Genomic DNA, 19,712 nt, shown 5'->3' with positions numbered 1-19,712 from the left:
TATACCTTAACCGCACGCTACACCGCAGCCCGAAACCTACAACGACAGGTCCACGCCCTCTACATCGCAGCTCCGCGCCTCGTGCGCGGCATGCGTCCAGGGCCGTGGCACCGACAGGAGACAACGTGGCGCAATCCCAGCCCGCATCCCGGCCGGGGCCCGAGGCGGATACCTTTCCCGCCTTGCTGCTTCTGCATGCCCGCGTCCGTGGCGCGCGTCCCGCCATACGGGAAAAAGACCTCGGCATTTGGCAGACACTTACCTGGGCCCAGGTCGCCGCGCTCGCCGGCCACGTCGCGCATGGCCTGGCGGCGCTCGGTGTGCAGGCGGGACAGCATGTGGCGGTCATCGGCGAAAACCGGCCGCGGCTGTACATCGCCATGATGGCCGTCCAGGCGCTTGGCGCCATTCCCGTACCGCTTTACCAGGATGCCGTTGCCCAGGAGATGGCCTTCGTGCTGAGCGACGCCGAGGTCGAGGTGGTCGTCGTCGAGGACCAGGAACAGGTCGACAAGATGCTGGAAGTGCGCGAGCAGTGCCCGGCCTTGCGTCACGTCGTCTATGACGATCCGCGCGGCCTGCGGCATTACAGCGATCCCTTGCTGATGTCCTTCGATACGCTGCTGCAGAGCGGCGCCGAGCGCGCGCGCCTGGACCCGGAATTCTTCGAGCGCACCGCGCGCAGCGTGCGCCCCGAGCAGACCGCGGCCATGTTCTACACCTCCGGCACCACCGGCAGGCCCAAGGGAGTGGTGCTGACGCATGCGGCGCTGATCGACCGCGCGCGCGCCGTCCAGGCCATGGAAGGCTTGACCGACCACGAGGACGTGCTGGCCTACCTGCCGCCGGCCTGGATCGGACAGAACATGTTCTCGTATACGCAGTTGCTGGTCACCGGCTTCACCGTGAACCATCCGGAATCGCCCGCCACCGTGGCCATCGACATGCGCGATATCGGCCCGACGTATTATTTTGCGCCGCCGCGTATCCTGGAGGACCTTCTGACCCATGTGCTGATCCGCATGGAGGACGCGGGGCGCATCAAGCGCCGGATGTTCCAGGCCTGCATGGCGCTGGCGCGGCGCGTCGGCGTGCGCATCCTGGATGGACAGCCGGTCAGCCTGGTCGACCGCCTGCTGTATGGACTGGGCAACCTGCTGGTCTATGGACCGCTGCGCAATGCCCTGGGCATGAGCCGCGTGCGCGTCGCCTACACCGCCGGCGAGGCGATCGGTCCCGACCTGTTCGCGTTTTACCGCTCCATCGGCATCAACCTGAAGCAGTTGTACGGCTCCACGGAGACCTCCGTCTTCGTCTGCGTGCAACCCGACGGGCAGGTGCGCGCCGATACGGTCGGCCCCCCGGTGCAGGGCGTGCGCATCCGCGTCGCCGACAACGGCGAAATCCTGGTCCAGAGCCCCGGCCTGTTCAAGGAGTACTACCGCAACCCGGAAGCGACCCAGGCGGCGCGCGATGCCGAAGGCTGGTTCCATACCGGCGACGCGGGCTACCTCGACACGGATGGGCAGCTCAAGATCATCGATCGCGCCAAGGACGTCGGCAAGCTGGCCGATGGCAGCCTGTTCGCTCCCAAGTACATCGAGAACAAGCTGAAGTTCTTTCCCTATATCAAGGAAGCCGTTGCCTTCGGGGCAGGCCGGGACGCGGTATGCGTTTTCATCAACATCGACCTGGAGGCTGTCGGCAACTGGGCCGAACGCCGGGGCCTGCCTTATGCCGGCTATACCGATCTGGCCGGCAAGCAGGAGGTGCAGGACCTCATCGCCGGTTGCGTCGAGCAAGCCAATGCCGAGCTGGCGCGCGACGCGCGCCTGGCCGCGTCGCAGGTACGCCGCTTCCTGATCCTGCACAAGGAGCTGGATCCCGACGACGACGAGTTGACGCGCACGCGCAAGGTGCGCCGCGCCTACATCGCGCAGAAGTATGCGCTGCTGGTGGACGCGCTGTTCGAAGGGCGTGCATCGCAGTACATCGAGACCGAAGTCAAGTTCGAGGACGGGCGCACCGGTCGCATTGCGGCCGAGCTCGCGATACGCGACGTGCGCAGCTATCCGGCGCTGGCCGGCGAGGCAGCGTGATATGAGCCACGCCGCCGCCATGCCCGCTCATTCCCTGGCCGCCGAGGCCGCCACCTCGGGCGCCGCGTCCGTCGCCAGCGGCAATCGGGACCGCGCGCGCCGCATAGGCGGCGTGATCCTGGACATGCAGAACATCTCGCTGCGTTTCGGTGGCGTCAAGGCCCTGACCGACATCTCTTTCGACGTGCGCGAACACGAGGTGCGCGCCATCATCGGTCCCAACGGCGCGGGCAAGAGCTCGATGCTCAACGTGATCAACGGCGTGTATACGCCGCAGCAGGGCGCCATCGTCTTCCAGGGCCAGCGCTATACGCGCATGACGCCGCGCCGCGCCGCCGAAATGGGCGTCGCGCGCACCTTCCAGAACCTGGCGCTGTTCAAGGGCATGAGCGTGCTGGACAACATTATGACGGGCCGCAACCTGCGCATGAAGTGCGGCCTGCTGGCGCAGGCGCTGCGCATCGGCCCGGCCGCGCGCGAAGAGATCCGGCATCGCGAGTTCGTCGAGAACATCATCGATTTCCTGGAGATCCAGGCCTACCGGAAGGTTCCGGTCGGGCGCCTGCCCTATGGCCTGCAGAAGCGGGTGGACCTGGGTCGGGCGCTGGCCATGGAGCCGCGCATGTTGCTGCTCGACGAGCCCATGGCGGGCATGAACATCGAGGAAAAGCAGGACATGTGCCGCTTCATCCTGGACGTCAACGAGGAGTTCGGCACCACCATCGTGCTGATCGAGCACGACATGGGCGTGGTGATGGATATTTCCGATCGGGTGGTGGTGCTGGACTACGGCCGCAAGATCGGCGACGGGGAGCCGGAACAGGTGCGCGCCAACGAGGATGTGGTGCGCGCCTATCTGGGCGTCTCGCACTAGGGCCTAGGAGAACAGCGGTGGGATTTTTCCTGGAGACACTGTTTGGCGGGCTGATGAGCGGCATGTTGTACGCGCTGATCGGCCTGGGCTTCGTGCTGATCTTCAAGGCCTCGGGCGTATTCAATTTCGCGCAGGGCGCCATGGTTCTGGTGGCGGCGCTTTCGATGGCGCGGTTCTCGGAGTGGATACCCGGCTGGCTGGGCTTCGACAACGCGTTGCTGGCCAACGTGCTGGCCTTCATCGTCAGCGCCGCCCTGATGTACGGCCTGGCCGTCGCCGTGGAACGCCTGGTCCTGCGGCGCCTGGTGAACCAGGAAGCCACGACGCTGCTGATGGCGACGCTGGGCATCAGCTACTTCCTCGATGGCGCCGGCCAGATCGCCTTCGGCAGTTCGGTGTATTCCATCAATGTCGGCATGCCCAAGGAACCCGCATTCATCCTGGAGCGCTTCTTCGAAGGCGGCGTGCTGCTCAACCTGGAGGACCTGACCGCCGCGGTGGTTGCCGCGTTGCTCGTCGCGGTACTGGCCCTGTTCTTCCAGTACACCGGCACGGGACGCGCGTTGCGCGCCGTGGCCGACGATCACCAGGCGGCGCAGTCCATCGGCATTCCGCTCAACCGCATCTGGGTCGTGGTGTGGGCGGTCGCCGGGCTGGTCGCGCTGGTCGCCGGCGTGATCTGGGGCTCGAAGTTCGGCGTGCAGTTCACCTTGTCGACGGCGGCCCTGCGCGCCTTGCCCGTCGTGATCCTGGGCGGTCTCACCTCGATCCCCGGCGCCATCCTGGGCGGATTGATCATCGGCGTGGGGGAAAAGCTGTCCGAGGTCTATCTGGGATCCCTGGTCGGCGGCGGTATCGAGATCTGGTTCGCCTACGTGCTGGCCCTGGTCTTCCTGCTGTTCCGGCCCCAGGGCCTGTTCGGCGAAAAAATCATCGATCGCGTCTAGGGCAAAGGAAGCGACCATGTTCTATCGCGAAAACGGCCAGTTCAAGACCAGCTACCTGGCCGACCAGCAGATATTCCCCATCCGCCAGGACCGCGTCTTCGTCGCCCTGTTGCTGGCCGTGGCCTTCGTCGTGGTGCCGCTGCTGGCGGGGGACTATTTCCTGCGCGCCATCTTCATTCCCTTCCTGATCCTGTCGCTGGCCGCGGTGGGTTTGAATGTCCTGGTGGGTTATTGCGGACAGATCTCGCTGGGTACCGGCGCCTTCATGGCGGTGGGCGCCTATGCCGCGTGGAACTTCGGCGTGCGCACGCCCGAGATGCCGCTGCTGCTGCAGATCCTGCTGGGCGGCCTGTGTGCGACGGCGGTCGGGGTGGTGTTCGGCATTCCCAGCCTGCGCATCCGCGGACTTTATCTGGCCGTGGCGACGCTCGCGGCGCAGTTCTTCGTGGACTGGGCCTTCCTGCGCATTCCCTACTTCACCAACTACTCTTCGTCCGGCAGCGTGTCGGTGCCGCCGCTGGAGGTGTTCGGGATGCCGCTGCAGACTTCGACGCAGCGCTATCTTTTCGTGCTGAGCGTGGTCGCGGTCTTCACCTTGCTCGCCAAGAACCTGGTACGCGGGGCGATAGGGCGGGAATGGATGGCCATCCGCGACATGGACGTGGCCGCATCGGTCATCGGCATCCGCCCCATGTACGCCAAGCTGACCGCCTTCGCCGTCAGCTCTTTCATCGTGGGCGTGGCCGGCGCGTTGTGGGGATTCATCCACCTGGGCGCGTGGGAGCCGCTGGCATTCGACCTCGGGCGCTCCTTCCAACTGCTGTTCATGGTCATCATCGGCGGGCTCGGCTCCATCCTGGGCAGTTTCTTCGGCGCCGCCTTCATCGTGCTGCTGCCCGTGCTGCTGGCCAATATCCCGGGCATGCTGGGCTTGCCCCTGGCCGTGGACACCGCTTCGCACATCGAGCACATGGTGTTCGGCTCGCTGATCGTGTTTTTCCTGATCGCCGAGCCGCATGGCCTGGCCCGCCTGTGGAGCATCGGCAAGGAAAAGCTGCGCATATGGCCCTTTCCGCATTGAACGCGCTGTCCCAGATACGACCCCGCGCGCCGGCGTGCTGCACCGCCGTCCACGGATATCCGGCACCAGACCGGACCAACCCGGTGTCCCGCACACCATCCAGGAGGTAGATGATGAAGCGTTTGAATATGCGATTCGCGGCGGCCCTGACGGCCGCGGGGGCGCTGCTGGGCACCGCCAGCCTGCCGGCGTGGGCCGACGAACAATTCGTGCCGCTGCTGGTGTACCGCACCGGTTCATTCGCTCCGTTGGGCATTCCATGGGCGGACGGCAAGCTGGACTACCTGAAGCTGGTCAACGCGCGCGACGGCGGCGTGAACGGCGTGAAAATCACCTACGAAGAATGCGAGACGGCCTACGCCACGGACCGCGGGGTGGAATGCTATGAGCGCCTGAAGACGCACGGACCCACGGGCGCGTCGGGCTTCGATACCCAGTCCACGGGCATCACCTTCGCGGTCAGCGACAAGGCGCCGCTGGACAAGGTGCCGGTCGAGACCGTGGGCTACGGTTTGTCGCAGGCGGTCGACGGCTCGGTCTTCCAGTGGAACTTTCCCCTGCTGGGCACGTACTGGACGGCGGCAGACGTCATGATCCAGGACATCGCCAAGAAAGTGGGCGGCGCGGACAAGCTGAAGGGCAAGAGGATCGCCCTGGTCTACCACGATTCGCCGTATGGCAAGGAGCCGATTCCCCTGCTGCAGGCGCGCGCCAAGAAGAATGGCTTCGAACTGCTGCTCTACCCGGTCACCGCGCCCGGGGTGGAACAGAAGTCCACCTGGCTGCAGATCCGCCAGAACCGCCCCGACTACGTGCTGCTGTGGAGCGCGGGCATCATGACGCCCACGGCCATCCGCGAAGCGCAGGCCAGCGGCTACGCGCGCGACAAGATCTACGGGATCTGGTGGGCCGGCTCCGAAGGCGACGTCAAGGACCTGGGCGCCGTGGCCAAGGGCTACAACGCCATCACCATTCACAACAGCGGCGAACCGGGCAAGGTCTCGCAGGACCTGAAGAAGTTCGTCTACGACAAGGGCGAGGGCAGCGACAAGACCGGCAACTCGGTCGGCACGATCGCGCACATGCGCGGCATGATGATTTCCATGCTGCAGGTCGAGGCCATCCGCACCGCCCAGGAGAAATTCGGCAAGGGCAAGTCCATGACGCCGGAGCAGGTGCGCTGGGGCTTCGAAAACCTGGACCTCTCGCAGGCGCGGCTGGAGCAGCTGGGCTTCGGTGAAATCATGCGACCGGTCAAGACCTCGTGCGCCAACCACATGGGAGCGGACTGGGCGCGCATCGTGCAATGGGACGGCGCCAAGTTCAAGGTGGTTTCCGACTGGTACCAATCGGACAAGACCATCGTCGACCCGCTGGTCAAGGAGGCCGCCGCCAAGTACGCCAAGGAAAAGAACATCACTCCGGTCAAGTGCGAAGGCTAGCCGTCCATCATGAGCGCCATGCCGCATGTTCCAACGCCCGCGCCGTCCGGCATCCTGCTGGACGTCAACGGCATCGAGGTCATCTACAACCACGTCATCCTGGTGCTCAAGGGCGTATCCCTGCAGGTCCCCGAAGGGCGCATCGTCGCCCTGCTGGGCGCCAACGGGGCGGGCAAGACCACGACCCTGCGCGCCGTGTCCAATCTGCTGCAGGGCGAACGGGGCGAAGTGACCAAGGGCAGCATCCGCTATCGCGACGAGCGGGTAGACCGGCTGTCGCCCACCGACCTGGTGCGGCGCGGCGTGGTGCAGGTGATGGAAGGCCGCCACTGCTTCGCGCATTTGACCGTGGAGGAAAACCTGCTGACCGGCGCCTACACGCGCCGGCTCGGCCGCGCCGATACGGAAGCCGCGCTGGAACGCGTCTATCGGTACTTCCCGCGGCTCAAGCAGCGGCGCGGCAGCCAGGCGGGGTACACGTCGGGCGGGGAACAGCAGATGACGGCCATCGGCCGTGCCCTGATGGCCAGTCCCACCATGATCCTGCTCGACGAGCCGTCCATGGGCCTGGCCCCGCAGGTCGTCGATGAAATCTTCCAGATCGTGCAGGATCTGAACCGCAAGGAGGGGGTCAGCTTTCTGCTGGCCGAGCAGAATACCAATATCGCGCTGCGCTATGCCGACTACGGCTACATCCTGGAAAACGGCCGCGTGGTCATGGACGGCGACGCCGCGGCGCTGGCCAGCAACGAGGATGTGAAGGAGTTCTACCTGGGCCTGGCCAGCGGGACGCGCCGCAGCTTCCGCGATAGCAAGTTCTACCGTCGGCGCAAGCGCTGGCTGGCCTAGTGGAGAAACGCCGCCATGCTTGATGCTCCGTATTTCGACGCCCTGGAAACCCGCCCGCCCGAGGCGCGCGAAGCCGCCCTCATGGCGGCCCTGCCGCAGGCGATCGCGCACGCCATGGCGCGCGCGCCGGCCCTGGCCGCGCAGCTCGCCGGCGTCGATCCGGGCGGCGTCGCGTCGCGCCAGGCGCTGGCCACGCTGCCGGTATTGCGCAAGTCGGAACTGCTGCAGCGGCAGCAGGCGTGCCGGGAGGCCGGGCTGGCGGACGGCGCCGCCCGCGCGATGGGCGGATACTCGGCGCTGGGCTGGGGCCAGGCCTTGCGCGTCTTTGCCTCGCCCGGGCCGATCTACGAGCCCGAAAGCGCCCGGCCGGACTATTGGCGATTCGCGCGGGCGCTGTACGCCGCCGGCGTTCGCGCCGACGAGCTTGTCTACAACTGTTTTTCCTATCACTTCACGCCTGCAGGCTCGATGCTGGAGACCGCCGCGCATGCGATCGGCTGCACCGTATTCCCGGGCGGTACCGGCCAGACGGAACAGCAGGTGCGCGCCATGCAGGATCTGGCGCCCAGCGCCTATACCGGCACGCCCAGCTTCCTGAAGATCATCCTGGAGAAAGCCGACGAACTGGGTATCGCGCTGCCCACGCTGCGCCGCGCCCTGGTGTCGGGCGAAGCATTTCCGCCGAGCCTGCGCGATTGGCTGGCGGCGCGCGGGGTGGAAGGCTACCAGGCCTACGGCAGCGCGGATCTGGGCCTGATCGCCTACGAGACGCCCGCACGCGACGGGCTGGTGCTGGGCGAGGAGATCATCGTCGAAATCGTACGCCCGGGGACCGGCGATCCGGTCGAAGAGGGCGAAGTCGGCGAAGTCGTCGTGACCACCCTGAATCCGGACTATCCCTTGGTCCGTTTCGGTACCGGCGACCTGTCGGCGGTGATGCCGGGCCTGTCCAGCTGCGGCCGCACCAATACCCGCATCCGCGGCTGGCTGGGCCGCGCCGACCAGGCGACCAAGGTGCGCGGGCTCTTCGTGCATCCCACCCAGGTGGCGGCGGTGCTGCGCCGCCATCCGGAGGCGGTGCGGGCCCGCCTGGTGGTTGGCGGTTCCGTGGGCGAGGACACCATGATCCTGCATGTGGAAGTCACCAACTCGCCGCCCGGCCTGGCCGAAGCCATCGCGCAGTCCGTGCGGGACGTGGCCAAGCTGCGCGCCGACGTGCGGCTGTGTGGCCCGGGCGTGCTCCCCAACGACGGCAAGGTCATCGACGACACGCGCTCGTACGCCTGATGGGGGCATGCCGCCACGCGCAGACAGCATGACGCGCACACTCAAGGGACCGATCCTTGCGGCCATGCCCACGGCGCTGCGCTTCAGTTAAGCTTGCAGCCCGGCGGCGCGTATCGCCCGCACGCATCGATCTCGAGGAAGGAAACACCCATGCGCATCGGCTCCCCATCGCACCTGATCAAGGCATTCCTCGGCACCGCGCTCGTCGCGGCCGCCGCGCACACGGCCCATGCGGGCACCCTGGATATCGTGCGCCAGCGCGGCAGCGTCATGTGCGGCACGACCACCGGGTTTGCCGGATTTTCTGCGCCCGACAACAAGGGCGAATGGCGCGGACTGGATGTGGACCTGTGCCGCGCCGTCGCCGCGGCGGTGCTGGGCGACGCCCGCAAAGTGAAGATCGTGCCCCTGGACGCCCAGCAGCGCTTCACGGCGCTGCAATCCGGAGAAATCGATCTGCTGGCGCGCAATACCACCGTCACGCAGCAGCGCGATACCGCCCTGGGCATTATCCACGCCGGTATCAATTTCTACGACGGCCAGGGCTTCATGGTGCCCAAGTCGCTGAACGTAAAGAGCGCCAAGGAGTTGGACGGCGCCTCGGTCTGTCTGCAGGCCGGCACGTCGAACGAGAACACGCTGGCGGACTGGGCGCGCGCGAACAACGTCAAGTACAAGCCGGTGGTCATCGAGCAGTTCAATGAAGTCGTCAATGCCTTCGCCGCCGGCCGCTGCGATGTGTTCAGTACGGATGCGTCCGGCCTGGCCTCGATCCGCATTTCCAAGCTGCACAATCCGGACGACTACATGGTGCTGCCCGAAATCATCTCCAAGGAGCCGCTCGGCCCCTTTGTGCGCAAGGGCGACGATAACTGGCTGAACATCGTGTCGTGGTCCTTGTCCGCCATGGTGGAAGCGGAGGAATACGGCATCACATCGGCGAACGTCGACGAGCTCAAGGCCAATAGCCAGAATCCCGGTATCAAGCGCATCCTGGGCGTGACGGCCGGCGCCGGCCAGAACATGGGCTTGCAGGAAGACTGGGCCTACAACATCGTCAAGCAGGTAGGCAATTACGGCGAAAGCTTCGAACGCAATGTCGGGCAGGGCAGCCCGCTGAAATTGCAGCGCGGCCTGAACGCGCAGTGGAACAAGGGCGGCCTGATGTACGCCTTGCCCATACGCTGAGCGAAGATACCGCGTGCGGCCGCGGCATGCAGGCGTGCCGCGCCCTAGCCGCCCGCCGCGGGCGGCGCGCCGTGGCGATAGGTGGCCGCGATACGCATGAAGGCTTTTTCCAGCTCGCGGGTGCCGCCCTGGAAGACCTGGGCGCGGCCGGTCCGGCTGATGACGATCAGCCGCTTCGAGAACATCAAGGGTACGAAGCGCGCGCTGCGGATGTCCTGCCAGGCGATCTCGCGCCGCGTCAGCCAGCTCTGGCGCAGGCCCCCGGTGTCTATCGTGGTGATGGACGTTTGCATGAACCAGGCGATCACCGCCAGCCCGAGGAAGCACACCAGGACGACCGCCAGCATGGCCGGATGCATGTTGTCCGTCGACAGCTGGATCAGCGTGGTGACGATTTCCCAGCCCAGCGCGGCCAGGAGTATCCAGGCCAGGATTTTTACCCAGTCCGGCCAGGCCTGGCCGCTCAAGGGAAGTGGCCCGATTTCCTGAAGCAGGGCGGCCAGCTGCAGGCTGGAAGGCGGCGCGTCGGGGTGGTTCATGGCGGTGCGCGTCGACGGTTCGGGCGATGGGGGATGGGATGGACAGCGGCGGCGGCTAGGCCGCCCGCTTCGCGGCGACGGCGTTGCCGGCGCGGCTGGATGACTTGCGGTTCAGCTGCGCCGACATCCATTGCCCGATATCGACCACCGCATCGAAATCGATGCCGGTCTCGATGTCCAGGCCGCGCAACAGATACAGCACGTCCTCCGTCGCCACGTTGCCGGTGGCGCCCTTGGCGTACGGACAGCCGCCCAGGCCCGCTACAGAGGCGTGGAAGATCGAAATGCCGGTTTCCAGCGCGGCCAGGATGTTGGCCAATGACTGGCCGTAGGTATCGTGAAAGTGCCCCGATACCTTGGTGGGGTCGACCACCGCCGTCACCGCGCCCATGACATCGCGCACCCGCTTGGGGGTGCCCACGCCTATCGTATCCGCGACGTCGATCTCGTCGCAGCCCAGCGCCAGATAGCGTTGCGCCACGTCCACCACGGCGTGCACCGGCACGTCGCCCTGGTAGGGGCAGCCCAGCGCGCAACTGATCGACCCGCGCAGGCGCAGGCCCGCATCCTTGGCCGCCGCGGCCACGGGTTCGAAGCGCGCGATCGATTCGGCGATCGAGCAATTGATGTTCTTCTGCGAGAACGCCTCGCTGGCCGCGCCGAAGATGACGACTTCGTCGGCGCCCGCCGCGCGGGCCGCTTCGAAGCCCTTCAGGTTGGGCGTCAACACCGAATACACAAGGCCCGGCCGGCGCGCGATGCCGGCCATCAGTTCGGCGGCGTCCGCCATCTGGGGTACCCATTTGGGCGAGACGAAGGAGGTGGCCTCGATGTTGGGAAAGCCCGCGGCGGCGAGGCGGTTCACCAGTTCGATCTTGACGTCGGTCGGGACGAATTCCTTTTCGTTCTGCAGGCCGTCGCGCGGAGAGACTTCGACGATTTTGACGCGGGTGGGCAAAGACATAATGGATTCCTGGGGCGATACAGGGATATAGGCGGATATTAGTCCTTGCCGGGCTGCCGCGCTCCCGCCAAACGCTGGAAGCGGCCACCATCCACCCGTGCGACCACGCCGGCCAGTTCCAGTTCCAGCAGGCGGGCGTTCAGGGCGGGGCTGTCCAGGCCGGTGCGGGCCAGCAGTACGTCCGGATGGACCGGATCGTAGCCGAGGGCGGCCAGTACGGGATCGCCCGTCGGGTCCATCCTGGCGGGATCGGCGAGGTCTTCGGGACGATGGGCGTCGCGGCCGTCGGGTTCGCGCCGGTCCGCCTGCGCGCCGGGGTCATCGGCGCCATGGCTATCGGGCGTGCCGGGACGGCCCGCAAAGGCGTTGTCCGGGAGCACGCCCAGTTCGTCCGTAATATCGCGCGCCGTTTCGACCAGCTTGGCGCCCTGCCGTATCAAGGCATGGCAGCCGCGCGACAGCGGCGAATGTATGGAGCCGGGAATCGCGAAGACCTCGCGGCCGTTTTCCGCCGCGAGGCGGGCGGTGATGAGCGAGCCGCTCTGGCGCGCGGCTTCGACCACCAGGACGCCGCGGGACAGCCCGGCGACCAGCCGGTTGCGCCTGGGAAAATGGCCGGGGCGGGCAGGGGTACCCAGCGGCAGCTCCGAGACCAGGGCGCCATGGGCGGCGATGCGTTCGGCCAGCGCGCCGTGCCGGGGCGGATAGACCACGTCGATGCCCGTGCCCATGACGGCCACCGTACCGGCGCCGCGCGGGCCCGCATCCAGCGCTCCTTCGTGCGCGGCGGCATCGATGCCTTGCGCCAGTCCGCTGACCACGCGCCAGCCTTGTCCGGCAAGGTAGCGCGCAAAGGCGCGCGCGGTCTCCATGCCCCCGGCCGTGGCGCTGCGCGCCCCGACCACGGCCAGTGCCGCGCCCGTCAGGAAGGCCGGATCGCCGCGCACGTAGAGCAGCAGCGGCGGGTCCGCCGTATCGAGCAGCGCGGACGGATAAGCGGGGTCGGCCAGCGTGACGATATGCCGTCCGTCCAGGCTTGCCCATTCCAGGGTCCGGTCGATCGACTCCGCCATGTCGGGCGGCGCGGCGGCGCCCAGTTGCCGCGCCAGTTCCGGCGGTACGTGGCGGGCGAGCGCGCTGGCCCGCATGGCATAGATGGCGTCCGGCATGCCGGCGGCGCGCAACAGGGCGATGGCGCCGACCAGGCCCAGGCCGGGTTCCAGGGAAAGCCGTAGCCAGGCGGCCAACTCATCAGTGGGGAGGTGCAAAGGCATGGGCGGCAGTGTCGCATGCGCGGTGCGTCCACGGCCGCCGGAGGTGACCACCGCGCGACAGCGCAGCCCATCGCCCGGTTAGCGGAAAACTATTAGAAATCAGGCGCTTGATGAATTATCATGATGGCTGTCCCAATCTTGCACCGTTTCCTCCCGTGGCTGACGCACTGGCCGCGGGATACGTCGTTTTCCATGGCTTTGCTCAATATCCTTCGCTATCCCAACCCGCGTTTGCACATCAAGGCCAAACCGGTGGCGGAAGTGGACGACCGTATACGCCAATTGGTGCGCGACATGGCCGAAACCATGTATGACGCCCCCGGCGTCGGGCTGGCCGCCACCCAGGTCGACGTCCATGAGCGCGTCGTGGTCATCGACGTGTCCGAGGAAGGCAACCAGCTGCTGACGCTCATCAATCCGGAAATCACCTGGAAGAGCGAGGAAAGGCAGACCTACGAGGAAGGTTGCCTGTCCGTGCCCGAAATCTACGACGAGGTCGAACGCGCGGCCCGCATCCGCTTCAAGGCCCTGGACGCGCAGGGGCAGCCGTACGAGCGCGACGCCGAAGGCCTTTTGGCCGTCTGCGTCCAGCACGAGCTGGATCACCTGGACGGCAAGGTGTTCGTCGAATACCTGTCCCCGCTCAAGCAGAACCGCATCAAGACGAAGCTGCGCAAGGCCGAACGCGACGCCGTGCGGGCTTGACCATGCGGGTCGTCTTCGCTGGCACGCCCGAATTCGCCCGTACCGCGCTGCGCGCCATCCTGGCCGCCGGCCATACCGTGCCGCTGGTGCTCACGCAGCCGGACCGGCCCGCCGGGCGCGGGCTCAAGCTCACCCCCAGCCCGGTCAAGCAGACGGCGCTGGAAGCCGGCATCCCCGTGGCCCAACCCCGCAGCCTGCGGCTGGACGGACGTTATCCGGACGAAGCGGCGGACGCACGCCAGGCCCTGGCGGCGGCGGCGCCGGATGTCATGGTCGTGGCGGCCTACGGGCTGATCCTGCCGCAATGGGTGCTGGACCTGCCCGCGCACGGCTGCCTGAACATCCATGCCAGCCTGCTGCCGCGGTGGCGCGGCGCCGCCCCCATCCAGCGCGCCATCGAGGCCGGCGATCCCAAAACCGGCATCACCATCATGCAGATGGACGCGGGCCTGGACACCGGCGACATGTTGCTCGTGCGCGAGGTGCCCATCGGTGCGGCGCAGACGGCGGGCGAGTTGCATGACGTCCTGGCGGACACCGGCGCGGCGGCCATCGTGCAAGCCCTGCAGGCCCTGGGCTCGGCGGGCCTGAATGCCGTCCCCCAGCCCGAAGAAGGCGTCACCTACGCCGCCAAGCTGGACAAGGCCGAAGCCGCGCTGGACTTTTCGCTGAGCGCGGACGTGCTGGCGCGCCGCGTCAGGGCCTTCAATCCGGTTCCGGGCGCCACGCTGCGCCTGCCCGGCCTGGATGATCCCGTGAAAGTCTGGCGCGCCGAGGCGCTGCCGGGCGCCTCCGCCGCGCCCCCGGGGACCGTGCTGCGGGCCACGCCGGACGGTATAGACGTGGCCGCGGCCGAAGGTATCCTGCGCCTGCTGGAATTGCAGAAGGCGGGCGGCAAGCGCCAGCCCGCGGATATATTCGTGCGGAGTTGGCAGGCGCCCGCCTGAGGCCGCTCGCCGGGGTCAGTACAGGGTCTTGCCGACGCGCTCCGGCAATTCCCGGTCGTACGCTTCGCCGTCGAAGCGATCCCCGATCAGGTCGCGCAGGATGCGCCCCGTGCTGGGCAAGGCGCTGCGCGGCAACTGCGCGGCCGGATCCCAGAGCCGGGACCGCACCACCGCGCGGGAACACTGGAAGAACACCGTGTCCACGTGCACCACCAGTACCGACCGCGGTGGCTTGCCGTCCACCGCCAGCCGTTCCAGCAAGGCGGGGTCGATGCTGATATCGGCCCGGCCATTGACCCGCAGGGTTTCGCCGATGCCCGGCACCAGGAACAGCAGCGCCACGCGCGGGTCGGCGATGATATTGCGCAAGCTGTCGACGCGGTTGTTGCCCCGCCGGTCCGGTATAAGCAGCGTCTTGTCATCGTGGACCTCAACGAAGCCCGGCGCATCGCCACGCGGCGAAACATCCAGCCCGTCCGGCCCGCTGGTGGCCAGGGCGACGAAAGGCGCTGCCCGGATGAAGGCACAGTAATTGGCATGCAGCGAGGCGGTTTCCTTCAGCAAGGAGGCCTCGCCGGGTTCCCCGTAGCGCGCGGTCAATGCCTCCACGCTGGTTATACGGTGTGCGTCGTCGATCTTCATGGGGCGCCGGTTCACAGGTCTATGCGTACGCTGCGTTTTCCGATTCAACGCTCGGTGGTCGCGCACGCGGGCGCCGGTATCGTAGCGCACTCGCGTGACATGCAGCACCGCCGCACGCCACGCGCGGATGTCTGTTGACGCAGCCCAGGGCCGACGCGCTCATGTCGATAGGATTTTTCCAGGCTGTTTTCAGATCGCTATCCCGCCGGGAGGGGCGGGCGCCGATGGCGGCGTCCACACGCGCCTGGCTACCATCGGGCTGTCTATGGCCAGTGGCGGACGTGCCCGGACCTGCAAGCCCGGGTCAGCCCGGCTCCGCGGCACACCGCCATGGCTGCTTGGAAGGAGCGGTTCATGCCAACGATGACCTTGGACGCTGTCCCGGCGCCCACCTACGCGGCGCCTCCGATGTGCGCGCAATGCAATGCGGGGCATTTCAGCGCGCGGCCGGGGCCGGGCAAGCGCGTGCTCAAACTCTTCAAATCGGCGCGGCCGATAGCGGCCATCCGTAGCGGGCTGTCGCTGTTGCGCGCGCGGTGCACGGCCAAGTCCCGGATCAAGGCCATGCGCATGTGGTCCGAGCGCATGATCCATGACGCATCGCCCGGCCACGCCGCGCTGGGGGCCGCCGGCAACGGCGGCGATGGGGCCTACGCGGCGGCGCGCAGGCAAAGCCTGTTTGCGCTCGCCACCGCGGGGCTCTCCCGGGAGATCCGGCCGGATGTTTTCCACGCGCTGGTGCAGCGCTACTGCCGCAAGGCCGATACCACCCATTTATACGCCCTGCATGCCGCCCTGCGGCATGGTGGGGCGGGGTTGCATTGTCCGCATGAGGACCCGTGGGCCAGCGATGCGGTCGGGATGGCGAAACATGTGTTCTCCACGGCGGTTGCCGCGGAACTGCTCCAAAGGTCCGCGCGCTTCGCCAGCGGGCAAAGCGTCGCCGGCAGTGGCGCCGCCGTGGACGGCGAAGGTCCCACACGCCGGGTACGCGGCATCAGCAGGGGCAGCGACGACAGTAACGGCAGTGACGACAGCAACGGCTTCTGCGAAGGACGTTCCGGCAGCAGAAGCCTCGGCGGGAGGAGCTTCAGCGGCGGCAGCCTGCGCAGCTTCGACGGTTTGCGCGATGCCGACAGTTTCCGCAGCATCGAAAGTTTCGACACCTTCGCGAGCGTCGAAAGCTCGGACAGCTTTGCAAGTATCGCAAGCATCGAGAGCATCGGCAGCCTCGCCAGCCTGGCGACTGCCGCGAGTTCCGTGGCATCGACGGGCACGGACAGACCGGGGTCCGACGCGGGGGACGATGGCATGGATAACCTGCAGGCCGCGCTCGCCAAGGCGTTCGTCCGTTTCACGGTGGGGGTGCAGGGGGCGGGGGACGCCGGGACAGCGACGATATGGCTGCGAGCGGCGGTGGAGGGGCTTTCCGACGCGCAATTGCGCGCGCTCGGCGCGGTCCGTGCCTCTCTTGCCCATGCCCAGGACAGCGCGCGCGACCTGGCCTCGGAAAGCGGCGACATCATGCCGCCGAACCATCTTGACCGCTTCATCGACGAGCTTCATCTGCAGGTGACGGCGTGCGCGAAATCACGACTCGATGGAATGGCGCGGAATGTCCGTCACGGCGTCGCGGTCTGGCGCAACGAGGGGCTGTCCCCGCGCGGCGCGGCCCACTGGGCCAGGGAGCGCCTGAGCGAGGGCCTGCACGCCCGGCGGTATGAAACCATCGCCGCGGACTTCGCGCACGATCGGCTGCTGCCGGAATTGCTGGCCCGGTCGCTGGCCGCTCAGGCGTGGCCCGACGTGGAAGCCTTCGTGTTCGATCTCGATGCGGCGACGTTGGCACAGATCGAGACCGGCCTCGGGTATCTGGCGCGATCCGATGAAGGCCGGGCATTGCTGGCCCGGCATCCGGACTTCGAGCATGCCGTACATCAGGAATGCCGGCGACGGCCGCCGTCCCTGCCGGCGGTCCTCGATGTCAGGCGCCAGGCGCTACGGGCATCGGTGATGGCGGGCGATCGGTACGGTGCGGCCCAGGCCCTGCGCGACTTGGCGTTGCAGGCCAGGCAATCGCTGGGTGAGGGGTCGACCTTGCAGGACGTGCTGCCGCTGGAGGCCTTGCACGCCTTGCGTGAAACCGTGGGGCAGGCCGTGGCCACGCTGTTCCGTGACCCGTCCAATCCGTCGGGTCCCTTGGACGCCGTTTCGCTGTCCCGGTTGTCCAATGAAGAGATCGAAATGCTGCGCCATGCGGAAGACCTGGCCCCCCTCGATCTCGCCGTATCGTCCACGGCGCTTGGCACGGTCTGGAAGGAACGAAGCCAGCCGCACCGCCAGCTTGCCGTCGCGCATGCCAAGGCGCTTCTCGATGAACTCGCGCGGCCGGGCGACGATTCGCGCGATGCCATGCGCCGGCTCTACGACTGTGCCCAAGCCGCCTCGCGCGCATGGCACATGCAGGTCCAGATCCAGGCCGCCGGCCTGGACGATTGGGCAGACATCGCAGAGGCCATCATGGCCGACGCCATCCGGCAGATGGACGAAGAGGGCGGCGACAGACTGCGTGGCGAACTGGCCCATGCGGCGGGCCGCATGGACTGGAGCGCCGATGCCTTGTCGTCGATTGCATTGTCCGTCAACGAACAGTTCGAGGACGAAGACCTGGCTCCGGAACGGAATCCCGCCTACAGGACCGGTTCATTCATGCGCGCGGCGGCGTTCCTCGGGACTGCCCTCGCCATGCAGCTGGACGAACGTCGCGCACAAGGGCCGGCGCCCGCGTCGACTGCCGGCGTCGCGGCGGACCGCGGGCCCACGCCAGCATGGAAGGCGTCGTTCCCTCACGCGGTCGCCGAGCTGTTCGGCGTGGTGTGCGACAGCGATTGCCAGGAAGGCCGGATGGCCATGGATCCCGAACAGTACACGGTATTCGAGCAATGCCTTACCGAGCCGATACCGATCAAACGCATCGTTCCCGTGACGATTGATGTCGGGACCGACCCCGGCGCGGGGCAACGCGTCGTCGGCGTGGACACGCAGTTCATGCGCGATGCCATCCAGCGCACCAGTGCCTGGTTTTCGGTCAGCGGCGTGGACCATGGGGGCCACCCGGTCCCGTACAGTACGTCGGATTCAGCGCCGTCGGAGGATACCCATGTCGCCGGCATCAAGCGCGGTTTGCTGGCGCTCCATCGCCTCGCGGGTCCGGACACCGCACAGTTGTCGAACTACATGACGCAGATCCCGGGCGCGGGGTTCCTGGCAGCCCTGATGGTCTGCGCCCATCGATCGCCGATCAAGCTGGCCGACGGCCGTGTGGTGATGCCCGGGGGCGGCGGAGAAACGCATGTGGACATCACGCGGCACGCCGATGGGTCGTACCGGCTGGCCACCACCATCACGATCAGTGAAATGCGGACCTGCGCAGTATTCGACGGAGATGGCAGGGCGGAGGGGATGAAGCTGGACCCGGCGAAGAGCTACGCTTCCGTGTCGTATGAAACTCGCCTGCGCTTCTCGCCCAATGGCACGCAAACCATCGAGATGACCGCGCCCGTTACGCTGCAGTATCGCCTGGCGCAGGCGTCGTAGCGCGTCGGCGCGCGGCGCACGCGGGCCTTGGCGGGGACGCTGCGCAGGCCTCAGCCGAAGCGGCGCAACGCCTCCAGGCCCGGTATGGCGGGCATGTCGGCCAGCGCCGAGCGGTGCAGCCAGGGATACGGCAGTCGGGTCACCCAGCCGAACACCGCCGGCATCGTTTCAGCGGGCAGCGTCTCCATGGCTTCTATGGTGATGGTCAATTGCCTGACCCGGTGTGGCCGCGGCTGGAACAGCCAGTCGTAGCGGCCCCACCCCACCCGGACCTGGCCGCTGGCTTTTTCCGTCATGGCGACCATCCAGCCGCAGCTGAATTTGTCCAGCACGGCGCCTGACGCCGGGCGGTCCAGGTAGAAGGTGTAGACATTCTCATAGGTCTGGCCGAACTTGCGCACCAGCGTGTCGGCGATGGCCGCTTCCCCCGCGACCTCGCCGGGAAACGCGATGGCCTGCGTCTTCAACACCATGCGCAGGCTAGCGTCCTCCGCGAAGGCGCGCTTCATGTACCAGGGACGGTTCTCGTCCTTGGCATGGAAATAATCGCGCAGGAGTTGTTCGGTCGTGGTCGAGGCGTCCGCATCGGCTGACATGGTGTCTTCCCTTGATTTTCCTTGGTATGGCGTCGTGCGGGCCGGGGCGTCCGTTATTTGGCGGGTTCGATCCACTTCGATACGGTCGGGGGCGTGTATTGGGCGAAACGCTCCAGCAGCACGCCGGGGTCGCTTTCCACGGCCAGCATGGCGCGGTGCTGCGGTCGCATGAACGCTTCTTCCACCGTATGGTCCAGGAAGGCCGTCAAGCGGTCGAAGTAACCCGCGATATTCAGCAGCCCGCACGGCTTGGCATGAAAGCCCAGCTGCGCCCACGTCCAGGTTTCGAAGATTTCCTCCAGCGTGCCGACTCCCCCGGGCAGCGCGACGAAACCATCGGCTTTCTCGGCCATGAGGGTTTTGCGCTCGTGCATGGACGCCACGATGTGCTGCTCGGTCAGGTGCTTATGGGCCAGCTCTTTCCTCACCAGGGCCTCGGGTATCACGCCGATCGCCCGGCCGCCATGGGCAAGGACCGCATCCGCGAGGATGCCCATGATGCCCGCGCTGGAACCTCCATACACGAGTCCCAGTCCGCGCTGGGCCAACTCGCGGCCGAATGCGCGGGCGGCTTCGGCGTAGACCGGCTGCCGGCCGGCGTTCGAGCCGCAGTACACACAGATGTTTTCGAGTGTCATGAGTTGTTGGGAGCGCCCGCTCCACGTTACGAATTATTTGCCT

17 protein-coding genes are annotated in these 19,712 nt (G+C 67.1%); 11 read left to right on the top strand and 6 right to left on the bottom strand.

From position 1 onward, the window contains the following. The first annotated feature begins 125 nt into the window (after positions 1–125). The 8 genes from BAU07_RS24375 (at position 126) to BAU07_RS24340 (ending at position 9,767) form a co-directional block, all read left to right on the top strand. Positions 126–2,099 carry an AMP-dependent synthetase/ligase gene (locus BAU07_RS24375; RefSeq protein WP_066663616.1) on the top strand — a complete coding sequence of 658 codons (1,974 nt, stop codon included), beginning with the start codon at positions 126–128 and terminating at the stop codon, positions 2,097–2,099. Between the two features lie 124 nt (positions 2,100–2,223). Continuing rightward, positions 2,224–2,973 (top strand): ABC transporter ATP-binding protein, encoded by a 750-nt coding sequence (locus BAU07_RS24370; RefSeq protein WP_066665698.1) that lies wholly within the window; start codon positions 2,224–2,226, stop codon positions 2,971–2,973. Between the two features lie 17 nt (positions 2,974–2,990). Then, positions 2,991–3,920: a branched-chain amino acid ABC transporter permease gene (locus BAU07_RS24365; protein ID WP_066663610.1), complete on the top strand. Its 930-nt coding sequence runs from the start codon at positions 2,991–2,993 to the stop codon at positions 3,918–3,920. Positions 3,921–3,936: 16 nt separating this feature from the next. Continuing rightward, on the top strand, positions 3,937–5,001 hold the full coding sequence (locus BAU07_RS24360) for a branched-chain amino acid ABC transporter permease (protein ID WP_066663607.1): 1,065 nt from the start codon (positions 3,937–3,939) through the stop codon (positions 4,999–5,001). Positions 5,002–5,114: 113 nt separating this feature from the next. Further along, complete coding sequence (locus BAU07_RS24355) at positions 5,115–6,443, top strand: ABC transporter substrate-binding protein (RefSeq protein WP_066663606.1); 1,329 nt, start codon at positions 5,115–5,117, stop codon at positions 6,441–6,443. 18 nt (positions 6,444–6,461) lie between these two features. Continuing rightward, complete coding sequence (locus BAU07_RS24350) at positions 6,462–7,292, top strand: ABC transporter ATP-binding protein (RefSeq protein WP_157122560.1); 831 nt, start codon at positions 6,462–6,464, stop codon at positions 7,290–7,292. Between the two features lie 15 nt (positions 7,293–7,307). Then, a complete protein-coding gene (locus BAU07_RS24345; protein WP_066663604.1) occupies positions 7,308–8,579 on the top strand; it encodes a phenylacetate--CoA ligase family protein in 1,272 nt (423 codons plus the stop codon). 150 nt (positions 8,580–8,729) lie between these two features. After that, complete coding sequence (locus BAU07_RS24340) at positions 8,730–9,767, top strand: amino acid ABC transporter substrate-binding protein (protein WP_084025964.1); 1,038 nt, start codon at positions 8,730–8,732, stop codon at positions 9,765–9,767. A 44-nt stretch (positions 9,768–9,811) separates the two neighbouring features. Here the strand turns inward: BAU07_RS24340 and BAU07_RS24335 are convergent, their stop codons facing one another. From BAU07_RS24335 to dprA, 3 genes are read right to left on the bottom strand one after another with little or no spacing between them, the layout of a single operon-like run. Then, positions 9,812–10,306, bottom strand: coding sequence for a hypothetical protein (locus BAU07_RS24335; protein ID WP_066663602.1), 495 nt, complete (start codon positions 10,304–10,306; stop codon positions 9,812–9,814). 55 nt (positions 10,307–10,361) lie between these two features. Further along, positions 10,362–11,270 (bottom strand): hydroxymethylglutaryl-CoA lyase, encoded by a 909-nt coding sequence (locus BAU07_RS24330; protein WP_066663601.1) that lies wholly within the window; start codon positions 11,268–11,270, stop codon positions 10,362–10,364. A gap of 38 nt (positions 11,271–11,308) precedes the next feature. Next, entirely contained in the window at positions 11,309–12,544 is a 1,236-nt protein-coding gene (gene dprA, locus BAU07_RS24325; RefSeq protein ID WP_066663598.1) for a DNA-processing protein DprA, read from the bottom strand. A gap of 192 nt (positions 12,545–12,736) precedes the next feature. On the opposite strand from dprA, the gene def reads away from it, so the two are divergent. Together def and fmt are read left to right on the top strand one after the other, a co-directional pair. After that, positions 12,737–13,249 (top strand): peptide deformylase, encoded by a 513-nt coding sequence (def, locus tag BAU07_RS24320; RefSeq protein ID WP_066665696.1) that lies wholly within the window; start codon positions 12,737–12,739, stop codon positions 13,247–13,249. A gap of 2 nt (positions 13,250–13,251) precedes the next feature. Continuing rightward, positions 13,252–14,196, top strand: a complete 945-nt coding sequence (gene fmt, locus BAU07_RS24315) for a methionyl-tRNA formyltransferase (protein ID WP_066663595.1) — start codon at positions 13,252–13,254, stop codon at positions 14,194–14,196. A 15-nt stretch (positions 14,197–14,211) separates the two neighbouring features. On the opposite strand, the gene BAU07_RS24310 is transcribed toward fmt, so the two are convergent. Further along, the gene (locus BAU07_RS24310; protein WP_066663591.1) at positions 14,212–14,838 is read right to left on the bottom strand and encodes a pyridoxamine 5'-phosphate oxidase family protein; all 627 of its coding nucleotides are present in this window, start codon (positions 14,836–14,838) and stop codon (positions 14,212–14,214) included. 354 nt (positions 14,839–15,192) lie between these two features. On the opposite strand from BAU07_RS24310, the gene BAU07_RS24305 reads away from it, so the two are divergent. Then, a complete protein-coding gene (locus tag BAU07_RS24305) occupies positions 15,193–18,435 on the top strand; it encodes a hypothetical protein (RefSeq protein ID WP_157122423.1) in 3,243 nt (1,080 codons plus the stop codon). Positions 18,436–18,485: 50 nt separating this feature from the next. On the opposite strand, the gene BAU07_RS24300 is transcribed toward BAU07_RS24305, so the two are convergent. Beyond that, positions 18,486–19,031, bottom strand: a complete 546-nt coding sequence (locus BAU07_RS24300) for a hypothetical protein (RefSeq protein ID WP_066663586.1) — start codon at positions 19,029–19,031, stop codon at positions 18,486–18,488. Positions 19,032–19,084: 53 nt separating this feature from the next. Beyond that, positions 19,085–19,669 carry an LOG family protein gene (locus BAU07_RS24295; protein WP_066663583.1) on the bottom strand — a complete coding sequence of 195 codons (585 nt, stop codon included), beginning with the start codon at positions 19,667–19,669 and terminating at the stop codon, positions 19,085–19,087. Positions 19,670–19,712: the final 43 nt, after the last annotated feature.

This window comes from Bordetella flabilis (genome assembly GCF_001676725.1).
GTDB classification, from domain to species: Bacteria; Pseudomonadota; Gammaproteobacteria; order Burkholderiales; family Burkholderiaceae_B; genus Bordetella_C; species Bordetella_C flabilis.
Note: the sequence above shows the minus strand (reverse complement) of the source record. Positions and strands in the feature narration are given on the sequence as shown.